This window comes from Clostridium beijerinckii HUN142 (assembly GCF_000621745.1).
Taxonomy (GTDB): Bacteria; Bacillota; Clostridia; order Clostridiales; family Clostridiaceae; genus Clostridium; species Clostridium beijerinckii_A.
In genome coordinates, this window is sequence record NZ_KK211336.1 from 323,541 (window position 1) to 341,596 (window position 18,056).

The window sequence follows — 18,056 nt, forward strand, 5'->3', positions numbered from 1 at the left end:
TTTTCGGAACAAAATATTTATGATTTCGGTAAGTTACCACATAAATTTAGTTTTATAGCTGAATATCTATATGAAGAATCATGAACCACAGTAAAAATATTTTTAAGAAAGCAAAAGATACAAATGAAAGGATGTTTTATTATGAAGATTTATGGAAGTAATGTGTGTCCATCTACATTAAAGGCTATAGAGGAATTGAGAGAAAAAAATATTAGCTTTGATTACAGAGATTTTTGCGAGGATATAAAAGCTTTAAAGGAATTTGTTGCAATTCGCGATGAGAATTCACTATTTGATGATGTTAAAGATGAAAAAAGGATAGGGATTCCATGCTTTGTTTTAGATAATGGAGTTATAACACTTGATAAAAATTATGCAATAGAAGAATATATGAAAAATAGATAAAGAAGATTACATAGCAAATTTAAGTTTAGTGTGTTTAAATTAGTTGTATATAGCTAGAAGTATAATTAAATAGGATTGTAATACTAATAGTAGGATTAATGATAATAGATAGTTATGAAATGAAGAAAAAGCCATAGACACATAAATTTCAAAAAAATGTGTTAATGGCTTTTTCTATACTGTACTTAAAGCCTTTTTAAAAGACAATCTTATGAATTAGCTTTCTCGTAATTTACTATCAAGGACACAATGTCCGAGGATTGTCCATCAATATAATTTCCTAGAGAATAAAAAAACTTATTTCCAAAATGGTTAAAAGGTGATATCCTTGATATAGGAAGACCAACTATTAAAAGCAAATAAAGGGTCATAGGTTACCTTTATCAAAGTAAATATTTATATAAGGAAGTGAAGTAGTTGGAAGCGTACAAAGTTTTGGAATCATTAAATGATAGATGCAAGCACATATTCAGCATTATACAAAAAAATGGTCCATTAACTAAAAACGAATTGAGTGATATAACTAAAATAAAATTAACAACTTTAAATAGAGATCTTCAAATATTAACAGATAAAAAAATAGTTGTAGAAAGTCATATTGGAGAATCTACAGGGGGAAGAAAGCCTAGTTTATATGATATAAATTCAAGTGAATTTTATATTATCGGAATTGATATTTCTAGAATATATGCACGGATAGTTATAACAAATTTGAAATTGGAAATTGTCAATGAGGAATTAATAAACCATGAATATGATTTTGAAAATATTAGCAAAATTATACCGGGGACTGTAAAAAGATTACTTATAAATTTATCAATAGAAAAGTCATCTATTGTTGGAGTCGGAATAGGAATAGTTGGTGGGTTCTATACTGAACCGTTATCTAATACTTTAAGTAAAGAGTTAGGCACTCCTATATATATTGATAATGGAGCTAATGCAGCTGTCATTGGAGAGTATAACTTTGGAATTGGAAAAGGGAAAAATAATATTGCATACGTAAATTGTGGCGTTGGAATAAGAACTGGAATTATATCCTCAGGTGTCTTAATTCGTACAATCAATAATTTAGAAGATGCATTTGGGCATATGATTGTTGATGCAAATGGAGAGTTGTGTTCGTGTGGTAATTGTGGATGTTTAGAAAGCCATGTATCAATACCTAATATAACTAGAAGATTTGCTAAGGAATTAGAAAAATGCGATATGTTAGATTTAAATAAGGAAATAGATGAAATAAATTATGAAGATGTTTGTAAGCTAGCTGAGAAAAATAATAAGGCAGCTATAAATGCTATAGAGAGTGCAGCTTTATACTTTGGAATTGGGCTTTCAAATTATATTAAATTATTTAATCCAGAATTAATAATATTAAGTGGCCCATTAATACAAAATTCTAATTTGTTTTATGAAGCATCTAAAAAAATGGCTCTTGAAAAATGTCATTTGAAAAACAATACTGTTATGTTTAGTAATGGTGGGTATTTTCAAGAAAAATCTATAGCAGTAGGTGCGTGTGTTATGGTCATAAAAAAGATACAAAATTAAGAAAAGGAAGTGAATATTATGAATCCAGTGGCATTTTCAATTGGAGGATTTGATATAAGATGGTATGGAATATTAATTGCAACAGGTATTATGTTAGGAATAATAATATCTCAATATAATTGTAAATGGAGAGAAGCTGATTATGATAATTTACTAAATATAGTGCTTATCTCTATTCCAATTGGTATTATAGGTGCAAGACTATACTATGTAATATTTGAATTCAATAACTATAAAAATAATATTATTGAGGCTTTTAACATAAGAAATGGAGGACTAGCTATACATGGGGGCCTTATTTTTGCATTGGGAACAGCATTAATATATACAAAGATTAAGAAACTTAGTTTTATTAAATTTGCAGATGTTGCAGCACCTTCAATTATTTTAGCTCAAGCTTTAGGAAGATGGGGAAATTTCTTTAATCAAGAGGCTCATGGGGATGTAGTTACCTATGAATTTATTAAACATTTTCCTATGTTCATCCAAAAAGGAATGAATATAGGCGGATTATATTATAATCCTACATTTTTATATGAATCTGCTTGGAATTTAGCTATATTTGCAATATTAATGATTGTACTTAGAAAAAGTAAAAAAAATGGAGTAGTATTCTTCTCGTATATTGGTCTATACTCTGTAGGAAGATTTATAATCGAAGGTATGAGAACCGATAGTTTAATGCTTGGAAATATCAGAATGGCTCAGTTAATTAGTCTAAGTGGAATTATTGTATGGATAATATTCATGGTCTTAAATTATTATAAATGTATTGTAAAAGGAAGTGCATGCAAAGAATGAATGTAATTTTATTTATAATAATTGGATTAGCAGCAGGAATATTAAGTGGGATATTTGGTATTGGTGGAGGTATAATAATTGTACCAGCCTTGATATACTTATGTGGATTCAGTCAGCTAAAAGCTCAAGGAACATCACTTGCAATATTATTGCCCCCAGTTGGAGTATTGGCATTTATTGAGTATTATAAAAAGGGACAAGTTAACTTGCAAGCTGGTATTTTAATATGCTTGTTTTTGGTTGTAGGCTCGGTATTTGGTGCTAAAATAGCAAATATAATTCCTCTATCATTTTTAAAGAAAGGTTTCGGTATACTAATGATTTTAATATCTTTAAAAATGATTTTCTCCAAGTAATATAAAACTTTAGTGAATAAACTAGCAGACTTATAATTTTTATATTAAGTCTGCTAGTTCTTTTGTTTAAGCGAAAGAAATAATTTGATTGTCAAATTATATAAATTAATTTGTATTAAGATTTTAGTGATCATAATTTAGTAATAATTCATATTATAATATTATATTAATTGTAATTAGGGATACATATGAAGAAGTGTAAATGTAAGAAAGATAGAAAATGTAGAAGTAGTAAAAAAACAAATAAACAAAAGAAATCACAATGCAATCCTAATCCATTTGCAGATGCAGTCATTCCACCATGTGCAGAATATTTAGAAAATGAAAATGTATTGGTATTAGACGGTGAATTGATTTATAGAAGTGTTAATAAAATATATGTATTTATTACTACGAGTGCTTCAAATAATGGTCCTACAGGAAGTTTAGGTGAAGCTCTTGAAACTAATGTTGAGATTAGCATTACAACATTTATAATTGGTCTATTTATTAATCAGGTCCAAATGGGTATCATTGAATATGACAAAACTAAACCAATTCATCCAGATGAAAAGATTGATTTATTAATACATCAATGTCTTCAAAATATATGTGAAGAAAATCAATCTGATTCAGAAATGAATGAAAAACCCAAAGAATTCGAAAAAGATGAAATGGGTGATCAGTCAGATAAAAGTGAAGGAGCTAACGACTCTCAATCGGAAAATGCAGCAGAATTCAATTATAAATTAACATTCGTTATATCTAATGGTAATGCTATTGCTACTTTTGTAAAATATCAAATAAATATAACAGAACTTAATTATACTATATTATTGGCATTAAATAGATTAGAAGGAGATCCAGGATTATATTTTCCAAATAATAATTATGCAACACCTATCCCAGTGAATTTTTATTTAGCGGGATTAAATATAAAATTCCCAATAGATCAAAAATGTTTCTAATAGAACTGTGTGTTCGTGAATTATATATTTCTAAATGTTGAAGCGTAATCACGGCTGTCAGCATTAGTTATTCAAATATCAATTTCAATATTAATTATTTTTGACCTGCAATAGGCTTATTTGGTTAGTTTTTACTAATAATCATATAATCCCCGCAAGTAAGTTGAACCACCTCTGCTCTTAGAGCTTTTGAAATATCATCAGTTAGCTGCTTTTGTTCCTCTTGAGTTTTGGCAACTAAAATTAAGGGGTTTCCATTTTGTGCCCTATCTTTAGATAGGGTTATATATGCTATTATTTCATAACCAGTATTATAAAAATCTGTACCCATGGTATTCCTGCCTTTCTATTTATTAAGATTAGATTTCATTAAACTAGAACTCTTTCTTATACTCTCTAAAAGAGGTGTTTTCTTTATTGTTTCTATAAAAGAGCCTTCATCATAAATTATTGGAACCAGCATAACAGCAACTCTTCCTGTTTCGTAGTCACATTTAGTATAATGATATCTTTTTAGTCCTAACATTCTGCACGCTTCAAATATTATAGCCTGCCTTTGACCGTGATGATCAATTATTCTGTTAAAGTGCCTGTCATTTGGGTGAATTATTGCTGCCATGCCGCCATCTTTAACTAAATTCCTTGCCCTATCTGTACCTAAATGATTTGTAACAAATATATCATCCACATATAGTTCGGAATTTTTTACAGTTATCTTTGCTAGCTTTACTTGAGCAATATCTCCGATAGATTTACCTTTTGAAAAATTTTTGAGTATATAAAAAATTATGCCTCCAGCTAAAATACCGCTTAATATATTTATTAGAATGATGTTATGAGGCACAAGGTGCATGGTTAAGCTAGTTAAAAAGGAAACTAACAATGATAAATAATTTCTAGCTTCAAAAGTTTTTGCAATGCCATCAATGTAAGCTTCTCCTCTAAAAACATGTTCCACATTATCAAGATCTTGAAGACTTTCTTTTTCTATTTTTCGTACTTCTCTAAACTGCTCAGTAGCAAGAACTAGGAAGGTTATTGCTTCAAAGTTCCTTTCAAGAATAGCTGGAATTGCAATAGCACCTATTCCAGAAGATATGAATCCGGCTACTAAATGAATTAAATATCCATTTGGATAGCTGGGATACTGTCTGTAATCAACGACTAGGGTAATATATCTAGCAGCAGTACCACATAGTATTGGTATTAAGATTAAAAATATATAATACTGAGAAAGCATTTCTTTTTCCATATGAGCCTCCGAATATTTAGTAGTTAGAATATAAATAACCAATTTTATATATTAATTTTCTGCATTATATATAAAAAATATACAATTATCTTGAAATTTGAGATCTATATAGATAAACAATATCTAACTTAGACTTATGCATACAACTCCCCGAAATAAGAATTATGCTGTTGCTCCCGTTTCTAAGGAAATTATGATGGATGATTCTAAGATCACAAGTTGCATCCAAGATGCTAGCCTCAAAGTCAAGCTTTGAACTAGCATACTTGGAACAACTTTTAATCTAAGAATCAAAGCCATCAAATTCCTAATGAAACATTTCGCAAAGGCATAATTCTTATTTCTAGTTGGGATATATTTGATAGAATAAATCTAACTTATAATTTGTTTATCAATATAGATATCTAAATTTAAGTAATAACTTATCGAAATCATAAATATTTTGATTCCAAAAAGCTATGAAAATATTTCTACATTGTTATAAAAAATATGATTGTAAACATCTGTCAAAATGTTAATATTTTAAGAATAAGCTAATAGGAGATTATGGACTAAAATGAAATATAATTCTTAAACAAGGAAAAGTATGTAATACAAGCTATAGGTGCTACTTTTACTAGTATTTTTATAGGTTATAATTTATCATACTGGTTAATATATTACTGCCAAGCAAAATTTATATTAATTAAGGGAGGTAGATGCATATGTCATCAAATAATAGTGGAAGAAATAGAACATTAGTACCAGAAGCAAAACAAGGATTAAACAGATTAAAAACTGAGGTTGCTTCAGAAGTTGGATTAAGCGATTATGAAAACATGGATAAAGGAAACCTTTCTTCAAGACAAAATGGATATGTTGGCGGATATATGGTAAAACATATGATCGAAGATTACGAACAAGGTCTTAAGTAATAAGCATAGGACTAAGAGCATAAAAATAGTTGTTTAAGATATAAAGCAAAATTTTATATCTTAAACAACAAGACCTAAAAGATTTAATTAATAAATCTTTTAGGTCTATTTTTTACTATAATATACTTGCCTTTATTTAAATTAATACAGAATTTAGATTGAATATACTTATGAGCGTAGTAATAATATTGAGGATAAAATAATTATCAATATATTCTAAAGAAATAAAAATGGCCATAAATTCCAAGCATTAAAGCCGTTTCCGTAATATCCACCGTAATTACCATAATTCATTCCACAGTTGCCGTAGTTCATGCCACAATTTCCAAAGTTTAAACCACAGTTTCCACCGCAATTACCATAGTTCATACCGTAATTTCCATAATTCATACCATAATTACCATATCCATTATTGTTATTATAGCAAGGCTTGCAAGATTTTTTGCAACACTTTTTCATAGCCCATTTCTCCTTTGTTAATCAAAATCATTTGTTATATTAATAGTATATTAAGCAGCATTAAAAGTTGTTACATAATATTTAGATAAAATTTAAGAAAATTCATTGTAATTCAAGATCTTAAGCGATAATTCTAATTTGAATAAATTATTACTGTCTTCCAAGGAAATATTAAGTAAACTTTGAATCTTATTAAAGCGGTAAAATAGTGTACTTCTATGTATATTTAATTTATTTGAAGTATAGTTGGCATTTCTATTACACTCTAAGTAAGTTTTAAGAGTTATAAATAATTCGGTTTTATTCTTCTCATCGTATTTGATAAGCTTTTTTATTAGAGGGTTAACTAAGGTTGTTATATCAATTCTAGGTAAATTATTATTTTCTTTTGAACTTGCAGATATATGAATAAGATAATACTCAATGTAATCTTCAAAATAGCTTATATTACTATGGCTTTTCATGTATGATGATAGCTTTAAAGCGCATATTGATTGCTTAAAGTAATCTTTTATATCCAATAAATTATTAAAATTAATACTAGCTCCACATCTTAAATTGTTTAGTTTTAAAAATTCTAATAGATTTTCTTTTATGTACTCACTTATAATTTGTTCATTATCACTGCTCATAAGAAAAATAATTGTATCTTTATAATAGGTTGAGATACAATTTCCTAGTATACTTTTAAGCCTCTGAATTAATTCTCTTAATCCAAAGTTGTGCCTATAGTCGTCATATTTCTGTTTGAATGGTATTGAAAGGATTAAATTGTATTTACGCAAAGTAAAACTACTATATTTTAAGCGTTCACTGGCATATTCCAAATTATCTATATCATTTACTAATAAATCCATCAAATAATATTCTTCATCTAGACCTGAGTTACTTATAAATAGATTTTCTTTTTGTATTTGAATAGAAAGTAAATTGGATAATATATTTGTAAGTTCTAAATCTTCATCTTGAAAATCACGATCACGTTGAAGAACACTTATATATCCTATTGAAATTCCATTAACTTTAATAGAGCAAAATATTAAATTTTCATCGGAATAATGAAAAAATGAATTATTTGTTTTATAAATAGTATCCATGCATTTATTTTCTTTCATTAAATTAATAATGCCTGATAATAGATAATCTTCACCGTTATAGGTTTCTATGCTTGAATTTTCACACTTAGCTAGATTCGAACGAGTGATGAGTCGGTAGCTGGTATCTAAAATAAAAATGGGATTTCCTAAAAAACTCTCGGCTATGTTAAGAATATCATCAATATTATTTTGAACAAATAAACTATTATAAAGTTCATATCTTTTCTTATATAAATCGTATTCCTTTTTCATTAATTTCTCCTTATTTCGCTTAAATTGAAAAAATGTCTAAACATTATAAACTTAAGAGCATTATTTTAAGACTTATTTTTGATGAATGACATTTTCTATAATGCTAAAATTATGATAAATCGTTTGTTTTTGTAATTCAAAACTAATTATCTTATTAAATTATAATTAGAAAATGCAAAAGTATAAACTAATTTTAACAAAATATTAAGCTATTAAAGGAGAAGTATTAATGAGTTTTACAGTATTAGGTATTACAGCGGGAAGAAAAGATTCAAATTCAGAAATCTTATTAAAGGAAGCATTACTTGCATGTCAAGAACAAGGTGCAGATGTTAAAATGATTAATTTAAGAGATTATAATATTATGGAATGTTCAGGGTGTACAGCTTGTACCCATGGAATGAGTAATGGAAAAAATGTTGGATGTACGTTAAGTAAAAAAGATGATAAGGAAGAAATTATGAAAGTGATGCTAAATGTAGATGCTATAATTGCAACAGCACCAACATATGACTTAATGCCAACAGCAACATTTTCAAAATTCATGCATAGAAATCTAGCATATGAATCAGCATTCTTAGAATTTATTGGCGCAATTGAACATAAAGATAGAGTTGCAGGTTTAATCGCAGTTGGGGGATCTACTCGTTCTTGGCAGTCAATGGCACTTGAGAGCATGCAGGCTACATGTTTTACAAATGATTTTAAAGTAGTTGATATGTATTTAGCAACAAGGGTTCCAGCACCAAAACAGTGCTTATTATACGATGATATGATAGAACGTGCTCATAAAATGGGTGAAAATATAATGAAATCATTAAATACTCCAGTAGAAGAAAGAACTTGGCTTGGAGAAGAAGGTATGGGATGGTGCCCACATTGCCATTCAAATGCATTAATTCTTGGAGAAGTGCAATGGGACGGGCTACATTATCCAGCTGAATGTCAAGTTTGTGGCGCTGGTGGAAACTTAGAGAAGACAGAAGAAGGAAAATGGAAATTTGTTATCCAAGAAGATGGATTAATTCGTGATCGTACATCTGTTGAAGGCAGAGGACATCATGTAAAGGAAATTATGCATACACAGGGTGGTTTCTATACAGACGAGAATTTGACAGTTGTTAAAGAAAAATTTGCAAAATATAAGGAATTAAAATTTCCTACAATTGAAATCAATAAATAATTAATGCCGTATTACTAGAGGTATGTAGTTAAAAAAGGTTATAGAATTGGAAAATGAATGATGTCATTTAATGGCGTTATTCATTTTTTTATTTCGTAGAAAGTTGCATTAAAGTTAAGTACGAGTATAGTGTGGTCTGCTTACATGAATTATAAATAATGCAGATTAAGAAAAAATAAAAGAGAAAATGCATTCACATCTTGAAAAAATCATATTAAGTTTTAAGTAGAAATTTATCATATAAATTTTCCTGAACAGGATATTGAATATTATTCATTCTATTCTTTTCATAAATTACTTAAATTATTATACACAGTATTTCGTAAGTTATTCGACAGTTTTTATTAATGTGTCTTATATCCAACAAGCTTTTATAATATTGATGATTGAAATGAGAAATCCATCAAAATATAATATACACATGTCGACAAAACAATGACTATTAACGGAGGATGAATTTATGAGAAAAATATTAAAGCATCGTTTTAGTATATTGCTTATATGGATTATAGCCACAATAGTATTCGTAATTAATCAACCAAATTTTAATGCGGTACTAAGTCAGAAGGGTGGAGCTACTATAAGTGAAAACTCACCATCTGTAGTTGCTCAAGAAATGATAAATAAAATGGGTGATTCTAAGGGAGACTCATTGCTGTTAGTATTTAACAGCGATAAGGAACTCTCAGATGGTGATTTGAATAATATTGAACAGGGTATAGATAAATTAAATGAAAATAAAGAAAAATTGCAAATAAATGATATTATAGATCCATTCAGTAAGCCTGAAGCAAAAGATCAAATGATATCAAAAGATAATACAACTGTACTAGTATCAATTTCCTTTGAGAAAGGTGAAAGAGATAGTAATGCTGTAATAAAAGACTTTAATAATGAAATCAAAGATGTTAAGGTAAATCATTATATCACAGGTTCACTTGCCATAAATAATGATTATCAAAATGAAGTAGCAAAGAGTGTTGATAAAAGTGCTGTAATAACTGTAGGGTTTATATTAGTTGTACTAGTGCTTATGTTCCGTTCAGTTGTTACACCTTTAGTAACGCTTCTAGCAGTAGGGTTATCCTATGTATCATCAATGGGTATTATAGGAGTGCTAGTTAATAAATTTAATTTTCCTATTACAAGTTTCACTCAAATGTTTATATGTTTAGTACTTTTTGGAATTGGAACAGATTATCATATACTCTTACTTAATAGATTTAAAGAAGAGTTATCTAATGGATTAACTATAGATGAAGCTATTATAAACAGTTATAAAACTTCAGGTAAGACAATATTATATAGCGGCTTAACAGTTTTAATGGCTTTTGCAAGTTTAACATTTGTACAATTTTCTATATATAGATCAGCTAATGCTGTTGCTATAGGCATAGCTATTCTTTTAGTAGAAATGTTTACTTTTACTCCTATAGCTATGAAATTATTAGGTGGTAAGTTATTTTGGCCTTCTAAACAAGCAAGTGGTCATAAAGAAAGTGGTCTATGGGGAAGAATAACTTCAATGTCAGTTAAGCATCCAGTAGTTTCATTGTTAGTTGTTGCAGCAATACTTACTCCTGTAATAGCACTTAATGCAAATAAATTATCTTTTGATAATATTAAGGATTTAAGTGATTCAAATGAATCTGTAAAAGGCTTTAATATTATTACAGACAAGTTTAGTGCAGGAAAGGTTATGCAGACTACTGTGGTTTTAGAAAGCGATGAACCTTTAGACAATAATGAAGATTTAGCAGTTATAGATAATCTTACTGAAAAGCTTAAAGGAGTAAAGGGAATAAAAGAAGTATCAGGACCAACTCAGCCTATGGGAACTATAATAGATAATTTTTACACAAATAATCAGACAGATACTGTAGTGAATGGATTGTCTAGTGCAAATGATGGGATTGGAAAGGTTAAGGATGGATTAAACAAGATGGATAACAGTCTATCGGCTCCAGATTTTTCATCAGTTAAAAATCTATCTGAAGGTACTGGTAATCTTGAAGGTGGAATGGATGCAATAACTAATGGATTAGTAAAAATCAATGATGGAATTGCACAAGGAGCAAATGGTGCAGATAACCTAGCATCAGGTATAGGGCAGCTTAAATCAGGCTTAGCTCAAATAAATGGTGGACTTAATAATATTTCAAGCAAAATCACAGAAATAAACAATGGATATAATACACTTGGAGAAGGATATAAGTCCTTAGAGACATCTATAAGTCAATTAAAGCAGATGTCATCAATGATGCAAGGAAGTATCGCAAAAGTTGATGCGAAATTACCAAATGATCCAGATGTAGCAGCACTTAAAGAGATGATTAACAAATTAGGTTCTTCACTAGATAGCATTACTTCAGCAATGAATACTGCTAATAATAACTACGATAAACTTACTTCTGGCTTAAATCAGGTCAATGATGGTTTAAAAACAGTTATTGCTAGTACAAGCTCGGATTCAGAGTTTGCAAAAGGTATTAATGAACTTGAGAATGGTGCTAAATCACTTTCTAATGGATTAAAACAAGGTAGTGCTGGACAAGAACAAGTTATTTCAAGTATGTCACAACTAAGAAATGGTGCTGATAAAATTAAAACAGGACAAGATTCCTTATACAATGGATTAAATAATCTTAGTGGAGGAATGACAAAACTAAAGGATGGATTAAACGGAAGCAGTAATGGATTGTCTAGTATATCAAATGGAATTGATAAGAGTAACGATTTTTTAAATCAGCTTACTAATACAAAAAGTTTCTATATACCAGATGAAGCTTTTAGTAATTCAGATATAACTAAAATGTTTGATGCGTATATGTCTAAAGATAGAAAAATAGCTAAGTTAACTATAACTTTAGATTCAGAGCCATATTCTGATTCTTCAATTAATCTTATAGATAATATAAGTACTGTAGTTCAAAATAATCTTAGTGGTACAAAGCTTTCTAATGTAAAATATGGAGTTGCAGGGGCAACAGCTAATTCTAATGATTTAAGTAATGTTGCAACACATGATATAACTTTTACTCAGGTAATAGTACTAGGAGCTATATTTATATTACTAGTTATCGTAATAAGATCATTTTGGATTCCAGTTTATATAGTAGGTTCACTTGGAGTGGCTTATTATGCAGCTTTATCATCAACAGCCTTTATATCAAAAATGTTATTTAGTAGTGCAGCAGAAGGGTTGTCTTGGAATGTTCCTTTCTTCTCATTTATAATGATAGCTGCACTTGGTGTTGATTATAGTATATTCTTGATGATGCGCTTTAAGGAATATCCAAATATTTCTGCAAAAGAAGCTATAGTTTTAGCATCAAGAAAAATAGGTGGGGTAGTAATGTCAGCAGCTATTATTTTAGCTGGAACTTTCGCTACTTTATATCCTTCAAATATTGTTATATTAATGGAACTCGCAATAGCTGTTGTCATAGGATTATTCCTATTAGCTTTTGTTTTACTTCCAGTAGCAATACCAGCACTTATGTCACTATCAGAAGATATTTCAAAAAAATCGAATACTAAAATGAAAGAACTTGCACAAGCAATGAAAAATAATAATTATATAGAAGAAATATAGATTTAATCAAAATAAAGGTGCCGAAAAAATTGTGGCACCTTTATTTTTTTGCATTGCAACAAGTATATATTATATAGATATAGGTATACTTCGATGATTGGAATAGAGGGATTTTAAAGATAATATTAAGTTAGAACATTTCTATTATAGTAGCAGCTAAATCTTTAGGTGGAACATTTATATCATCATTAAGCCACTGTTGCACAACTCCAATAAACCCTGAGATTGTATAAGGAATGTAATAATAGGCTTTTGTCTTAGAAAATGAACTGTTTACTGGTAAATTAGCATATTTTATAAAGTTCTTGAATTTTTCTATAAAAGCATAATCTCCATCATGGCCAAGTAATATTTTAAACATATCTGCATTGGTTTTTATAAATTCAAGTAAATAAGTTAAAAACGATAATAAATTATCATAGGAGGCTGTTTCTTCTGAAAATTTATCATAAGCCTCAGTAAAATCATTGAATAATCCTGTTTCGATTTTTTCTAACATATCATATATATCATTGTAATAAAGATAGAAAGTTGACCTGTTAACATCAGCCAAGTCAGTAAGTTCTTTAACAGTAATCTTATTTATTTTCTTTTCAGACATAAGTTTTGTTAAGGCTTCTATTAAAACTTTCTTAGTTCTTCGTATACGTCTATCTACTTTATTTTGCTCCATAATAAAAAACCTCCAAGTAAGCAGTTATGATTAGCGAATATTAAATAAATTAATCATCATATATTAAGTAGTTTGGCTATAATTACAAAAAGTATTAATAAATCCTAATTGAAATAGATAATTGTAATAGAATTGTATAAAGTCAGTGCTTTAAATTGATTATAATTTTAAGTATAATACTTTAAGGAGTACTAAGGTTAAAATTAAAATAGGATTATCCTAATTTAAAGAAATGGAGAGAAGTAATGACAGATTACCATAAGTTATTAGGCGTAGAAAAGAATGCATCCAAAGAAGAGATAAAAAAAGCTTATGAAATGCAAGTAGAGAAAATAAAAAAAGAAGTGGTTAATGAAAAAAGACTTAATCAATTTTTAAAGATATTTGATGAGGCTTATGAAGCTTTAATTAGCTTAGATGAAAATCAATCGGTTAAAGAAAATTTAACAGTAGCTATAAATCCAAAAGAAATACAAAAAGAAAAAGATTATAGTAATGAAGATGAAGCTTATGCAAGTAGGCGTAATTCTAAAAGTAAAGCAAAAAGTTCTGGAGGGAAAAGTAATAATCTAAAGAGAAAAGAAACTTCGAGAAATAAAGAGAGAAAAAATAGTTTAAACGATGATAAAGAGGAAAAGGGAAGAAAACAAAGAGCAGCCGAAAAGAAATCGCAAAATGATACTAAAAAGGCATTTAATTTGATTATGCTACCATTTAAGATATTGGTGTTCCCATTTATAGTTGTATTATCAGTAATAATAGCAGTATTACAGGTTATAAACATAATTTCGTGGATTGCAACTAAAGTATTAATCGTTGGATCTATATCTGTGGGAGCCATACACTTATATCAGGTTAAAATGGGACAAGCGATAAATTATAATATATTAATTTTGGCTGGTGCAGTATTAGTAGCATCATTTTTCTTACCATACATCTTAAAGTTATTATTAAAAGTTTTACAAACAATAAATGATGTATTAAAAGGCTTTGTTTTTTAGGATATATAAAGGAGTTATTAAATGAAATACTATTTAGCGCCCATGGAGGGAATTACTGAATACATATATAGAAATTCTTATGAAAAGTTTTTTGGAAACGTGGATAAATACTTTACACCTTTTATTGTGCCAAATGAAAGTAGAAGTCTTAAAACTAAGGAGCTTGTAGATGTTTTGCCTGAAAATAATAATGGCATGAATATAGTACCTCAAATACTTACTAACGATGCAGAAGGCTTCATTAATACTTCTAGAAAATTACAACAACTAGGTTATAGTGAAGTTAACTTAAATTTAGGATGTCCTGCAAAGACTGTTGTTTCAAAGAATAGGGGCTCAGGATTTTTGGCAAAAAGAGAAGAACTAGATTCATTTCTAGATGAAATATTCAAGATGGATGATATAAAAATTTCTATAAAAACTAGAATAGGAAAAGATAATCCAGAAGAATTTTATGAGCTAATAAAAATTTACAATAAATATCCTTTGGAAGAGTTAATTATTCATCCTAGAACACAAAAAGACTTTTATGGAAATAAACCTAATTTAAATGTATTTAGAGATGCCTTATCACTAAGTAATAACCCAGTATGCTACAATGGAGATATTTTCACAATTAATGATTATAATAAATTAGTAGCGGATTTTCCTGAGGTAAATACAGTAATGCTAGGAAGAGGCATACTTGCTAATCCAGGGTTGATTAACATAATAAAAAATGATATTAATACAAGCAAAAATATATTAAAAGATTTCCATGATGAAATTTTAAATAGATATATAGAGGTGTTTCCAGAAGATATATATGCAATAAATAGAATGAAAGAGCTATTTGGATATATGATCTACATATTTTCGGATAATAAAGAATACGCTAAAAAAATAAGAAGTGCACAAAAGTTAAGCGATTATACTGAAGCAGTAGGAAGTTTATTTATGGAACAAGAAATTATAAAGGAAGCTGGATTGTTTTATAACAAGCAATAAAAAAATATGACCTGATTTTAATAGCAATATTAAAATCAGGTCTATTTAATTGGGTAGAAAATTAAAAGATACTCTAAAATAGATACGTATATAGTATTGATATTTAATCTGAAATTTATTCAAAACATATATTGACAATTAAGGATTACAGTTGTATTCTAATTATAGATTACAATTGTAATACAAAAAAGAGGAGTGAAAGTTATGGGAGAAATACCTAAGATATCTGAGGCTGAATGGGAAGTTATGAAAATTGTCTGGACAGATTCACCACGCACATCAAATCAAATTATTGAGGCATTAGAAGATACAAAAGATTGGAAGCCTAAAACAATAAAAACATTAATAAGCAGACTAGTTAGCAAGAATGCACTTGGATTTAAAGAAGAAGGCAGAAAATACTTATATTATCCAATTGTAAATGAAAATGAATGCATACGTGCAGAGAATCAAACGTTTTTAAGTAAAGTTTATAATGGAGCTATTAAAAATATGCTAGTAAGTTTTATAAAAGAAAGTGATTTAAGCAAAGAGGATATAGATGATCTTAAAAGGATATTAGACGAGAGGAATAAGTAGTGTATGTACGAGTATTTTAATTATCTTGATCAGCTATTTAAAATAATATTTCAAACATCTATTACTGGCAGCATATTGATTTGTTTCATTTTAATTTTCAGAAAGTTTTCCAGAGAGAGAATAGGTATAAAGTTTCAGTATGCATTATGGTTTTTAGTAATACTACGTTTAACCATATTTAAGCTTCCTGAGAGCACTTTAAGCATGTTTAATCTTATAAATAAATTAGGAAAAAATATATTGTTATTAATTCCCAATAAGGAAGTACATTTTGGAAGTATGTTAGAAAAGGGTAGCAGCCAATCTAGTTCTATGTCTAATCATGATGTTATCCTAGGAACTATAAATTCCATTGATTTTAGCAATAACGAAATTAATAGGTATAGTTTATCAGGTTTAACTACAGTGAGTCTTGTATGGCTTATAGGAGCAGTGTTTATATTCACATATATTCTATTTGCATATAAAAAACTGAGAAATAAGATAAGCAGCGAGTCCATACAAAATAACATTGAATTTTTAGATGTTTTAAAATACTGCCAAAATAAAATGAAAATTAAAAGAGATATACTGCTAGTTGAGACTTCTAGTGTAAAGACACCAGCGCTACTGGGTTACTTTAATCCAATGATTCTAATTCCAAAGGATATTCATAAGATAATATCTGTTGATAAATTAAGATATGTATTTCTTCATGAATTATCTCACTTGAAACGTAAAGATATAGTTATAAACTGGATAATAATCTTTTTAAAGGCTATTTATTGGTTTAATCCAATTATTCATTATGGTCTTAGAAAGATGAAAGAGGATATGGAAATATGCTGTGATTCACTTGCACTTTCTTATACGGAAGATGAAGAAGTTGCGGAATATGGATTTACAATCATAAATTTGATAGAACATTTTTCAAAGTCAGTTCATTTAGTTGGGGCAACTTCCATAGTAAATAATAAATCTGAAGTAAAAAGGAGAATTGTTATGATAAAAGTTTTTAATAAAAAGGCCTATAGATTTTCTGCAATGGCAGTTGCATCTCTGCTTGTAATTAGCGGTATTGCACTTACTGATGCAAAGGCATCTGCAAATATAAATGGAGCAAGTAATGCAGTAAATGTGGATAAAATTGATTATGCTTTTGTTAATGATCCTAATATAATAGGTGAGTGGCAAGGTGTAGATTTTGTTGAAAACATAGAAGATTTCAATGTAAATGATAAGAAATTCAAAGGTGATCTATATGTTAAAGAATTAAACTTTACAGAAGATGGGAAGGTAGCAAGAACTGTATTTAAATGGACTAAGGATCACATTCTTAATGATGCTGACAAAACTGACAGTAGTTATGTAATCAAAGATATTGATGGTTCAACTTATATGTTCTTTCAATGGAAGAGCGGGGATTATACAATTAGAGGAGAGAAACCTTGCTACTACGTATTGAAAAAAATTAGTTCTACTCCATCACTCAATACTAATATGTCTGGTAATGAAGTTGAAACGAGAGCTGATAAAGTTGACTACCCTTTTATTAATGATCCTGAAGTAATTGGAAAATGGGATAGCGTTGACTTTGTGGAGGATATAAATAACTTTAATCCAGAGAGAAAGTCATGGAATGGAGATTTATATTTAAATAATTTAATCTTTGATGAAAATGGTAAAATAGAGAATAAAAATATAACTTGGACAAAAGACCTAGTCTTAAATACTAGCGATAAAACTGCTTCTAAATATATAATAAAAGAAATAAACGGTTCAAAGTATATGTTCTTTGAATGGAAAAATGGTGATTATATAGAAAGAGGAGCAACTCCTTGGTACTATGTTTTGAAGCAAGCTAAATAATAAAACAGAATAACTTTAAAAAAATAGTCGTTCATATAGAATGGCTATTTTTCTTTTTAGAGATAGAGCATTTAGTATTATCATGGATATTACCTATTTTATTTTAATAAAATATCAAAATAATTGGACTCTTTAGGGCAAATCATTTAAAATTGA

The 18,056-nt window shown here is 28.5% G+C and carries 17 protein-coding genes; 12 read left to right on the top strand and 5 right to left on the bottom strand.

The window, feature by feature from the left end; translation table 11 throughout:
- Positions 1–141 precede the first annotated feature (141 nt).
- The 5 genes from T483_RS0122780 to T483_RS0122800 all read left to right on the top strand — a co-directional run bounded on the left by T483_RS0122780 (position 142) and on the right by T483_RS0122800 (position 4,060).
- Positions 142–405, top strand: coding sequence for a glutaredoxin (locus T483_RS0122780; RefSeq protein WP_026888894.1), 264 nt, complete (start codon positions 142–144; stop codon positions 403–405).
- 417 nt (positions 406–822) lie between these two features.
- Positions 823–1,956, top strand: coding sequence for an ROK family transcriptional regulator (locus T483_RS0122785; protein ID WP_026888895.1), 1,134 nt, complete (start codon positions 823–825; stop codon positions 1,954–1,956).
- A gap of 18 nt (positions 1,957–1,974) precedes the next feature.
- Positions 1,975–2,757, top strand: coding sequence for a prolipoprotein diacylglyceryl transferase (gene lgt, locus T483_RS0122790; RefSeq protein ID WP_026888896.1), 783 nt, complete (start codon positions 1,975–1,977; stop codon positions 2,755–2,757).
- Positions 2,754–3,113: a sulfite exporter TauE/SafE family protein gene (locus T483_RS0122795; RefSeq protein ID WP_026888897.1), complete on the top strand. Its 360-nt coding sequence runs from the start codon at positions 2,754–2,756 to the stop codon at positions 3,111–3,113. The genes lgt and T483_RS0122795 overlap by 4 nt, the downstream gene beginning before the upstream one ends.
- A 188-nt stretch (positions 3,114–3,301) precedes the next feature.
- Positions 3,302–4,060, top strand: coding sequence for a hypothetical protein (locus T483_RS0122800; RefSeq protein WP_026888898.1), 759 nt, complete (start codon positions 3,302–3,304; stop codon positions 4,058–4,060).
- A gap of 124 nt (positions 4,061–4,184) precedes the next feature.
- Here T483_RS0122800 and T483_RS0122805 read toward each other — a convergent pair whose 3' ends face one another.
- Complete coding sequence (locus T483_RS0122805) at positions 4,185–4,391, bottom strand: capping complex subunit for YIEGIA (RefSeq protein WP_026888899.1); 207 nt, start codon at positions 4,389–4,391, stop codon at positions 4,185–4,187.
- A 15-nt stretch (positions 4,392–4,406) separates the two neighbouring features.
- Positions 4,407–5,312, bottom strand: coding sequence for a YIEGIA family protein (locus T483_RS0122810; RefSeq protein ID WP_026888900.1), 906 nt, complete (start codon positions 5,310–5,312; stop codon positions 4,407–4,409).
- A gap of 704 nt (positions 5,313–6,016) precedes the next feature.
- Between T483_RS0122810 and T483_RS0122815 the strand changes: the two genes are divergently transcribed.
- Positions 6,017–6,226, top strand: a complete 210-nt coding sequence (locus tag T483_RS0122815; RefSeq protein ID WP_017213126.1) for an alpha/beta-type small acid-soluble spore protein — start codon at positions 6,017–6,019, stop codon at positions 6,224–6,226.
- Positions 6,227–6,442: 216 nt separating this feature from the next.
- Here T483_RS0122815 and T483_RS0122820 read toward each other — a convergent pair whose 3' ends face one another.
- Both T483_RS0122820 and T483_RS0122825 read right to left on the bottom strand, forming a co-directional pair.
- Entirely contained in the window at positions 6,443–6,685 is a 243-nt protein-coding gene (locus T483_RS0122820) for a hypothetical protein (RefSeq protein ID WP_026888901.1), read from the bottom strand.
- 92 nt (positions 6,686–6,777) lie between these two features.
- Complete coding sequence (locus T483_RS0122825) at positions 6,778–8,034, bottom strand: PucR family transcriptional regulator (RefSeq protein WP_026888902.1); 1,257 nt, start codon at positions 8,032–8,034, stop codon at positions 6,778–6,780.
- Positions 8,035–8,263: 229 nt separating this feature from the next.
- Between T483_RS0122825 and T483_RS0122830 the strand changes: the two genes are divergently transcribed.
- Both T483_RS0122830 and T483_RS0122835 read left to right on the top strand, forming a co-directional pair.
- On the top strand, positions 8,264–9,217 hold the full coding sequence (locus T483_RS0122830) for a flavodoxin family protein (RefSeq protein ID WP_026888903.1): 954 nt from the start codon (positions 8,264–8,266) through the stop codon (positions 9,215–9,217).
- 460 nt (positions 9,218–9,677) lie between these two features.
- Positions 9,678–12,812, top strand: coding sequence for an MMPL family transporter (locus T483_RS0122835; protein ID WP_026888904.1), 3,135 nt, complete (start codon positions 9,678–9,680; stop codon positions 12,810–12,812).
- A 130-nt stretch (positions 12,813–12,942) separates the two neighbouring features.
- Here T483_RS0122835 and T483_RS0122840 read toward each other — a convergent pair whose 3' ends face one another.
- Positions 12,943–13,485, bottom strand: a complete 543-nt coding sequence (locus T483_RS0122840) for a TetR/AcrR family transcriptional regulator (protein WP_026888905.1) — start codon at positions 13,483–13,485, stop codon at positions 12,943–12,945.
- 245 nt (positions 13,486–13,730) lie between these two features.
- Here T483_RS0122840 and T483_RS0122845 point away from each other — a divergent pair, with 245 nt between their 5' ends.
- The 4 genes from T483_RS0122845 to T483_RS0122860 all read left to right on the top strand — a co-directional run bounded on the left by T483_RS0122845 (position 13,731) and on the right by T483_RS0122860 (position 17,900).
- Complete coding sequence (locus tag T483_RS0122845) at positions 13,731–14,486, top strand: molecular chaperone DnaJ (RefSeq protein ID WP_026888906.1); 756 nt, start codon at positions 13,731–13,733, stop codon at positions 14,484–14,486.
- A 21-nt stretch (positions 14,487–14,507) separates the two neighbouring features.
- Positions 14,508–15,473 carry a tRNA dihydrouridine synthase gene (locus T483_RS0122850; RefSeq protein WP_026888907.1) on the top strand — a complete coding sequence of 322 codons (966 nt, stop codon included), beginning with the start codon at positions 14,508–14,510 and terminating at the stop codon, positions 15,471–15,473.
- 204 nt (positions 15,474–15,677) lie between these two features.
- Complete coding sequence (locus tag T483_RS0122855) at positions 15,678–16,052, top strand: CopY/TcrY family copper transport repressor (RefSeq protein WP_009170362.1); 375 nt, start codon at positions 15,678–15,680, stop codon at positions 16,050–16,052.
- 3 nt (positions 16,053–16,055) lie between these two features.
- Positions 16,056–17,900 carry a M56 family metallopeptidase gene (locus T483_RS0122860; RefSeq protein ID WP_026888908.1) on the top strand — a complete coding sequence of 615 codons (1,845 nt, stop codon included), beginning with the start codon at positions 16,056–16,058 and terminating at the stop codon, positions 17,898–17,900.
- Positions 17,901–18,056 lie beyond the last annotated feature (156 nt).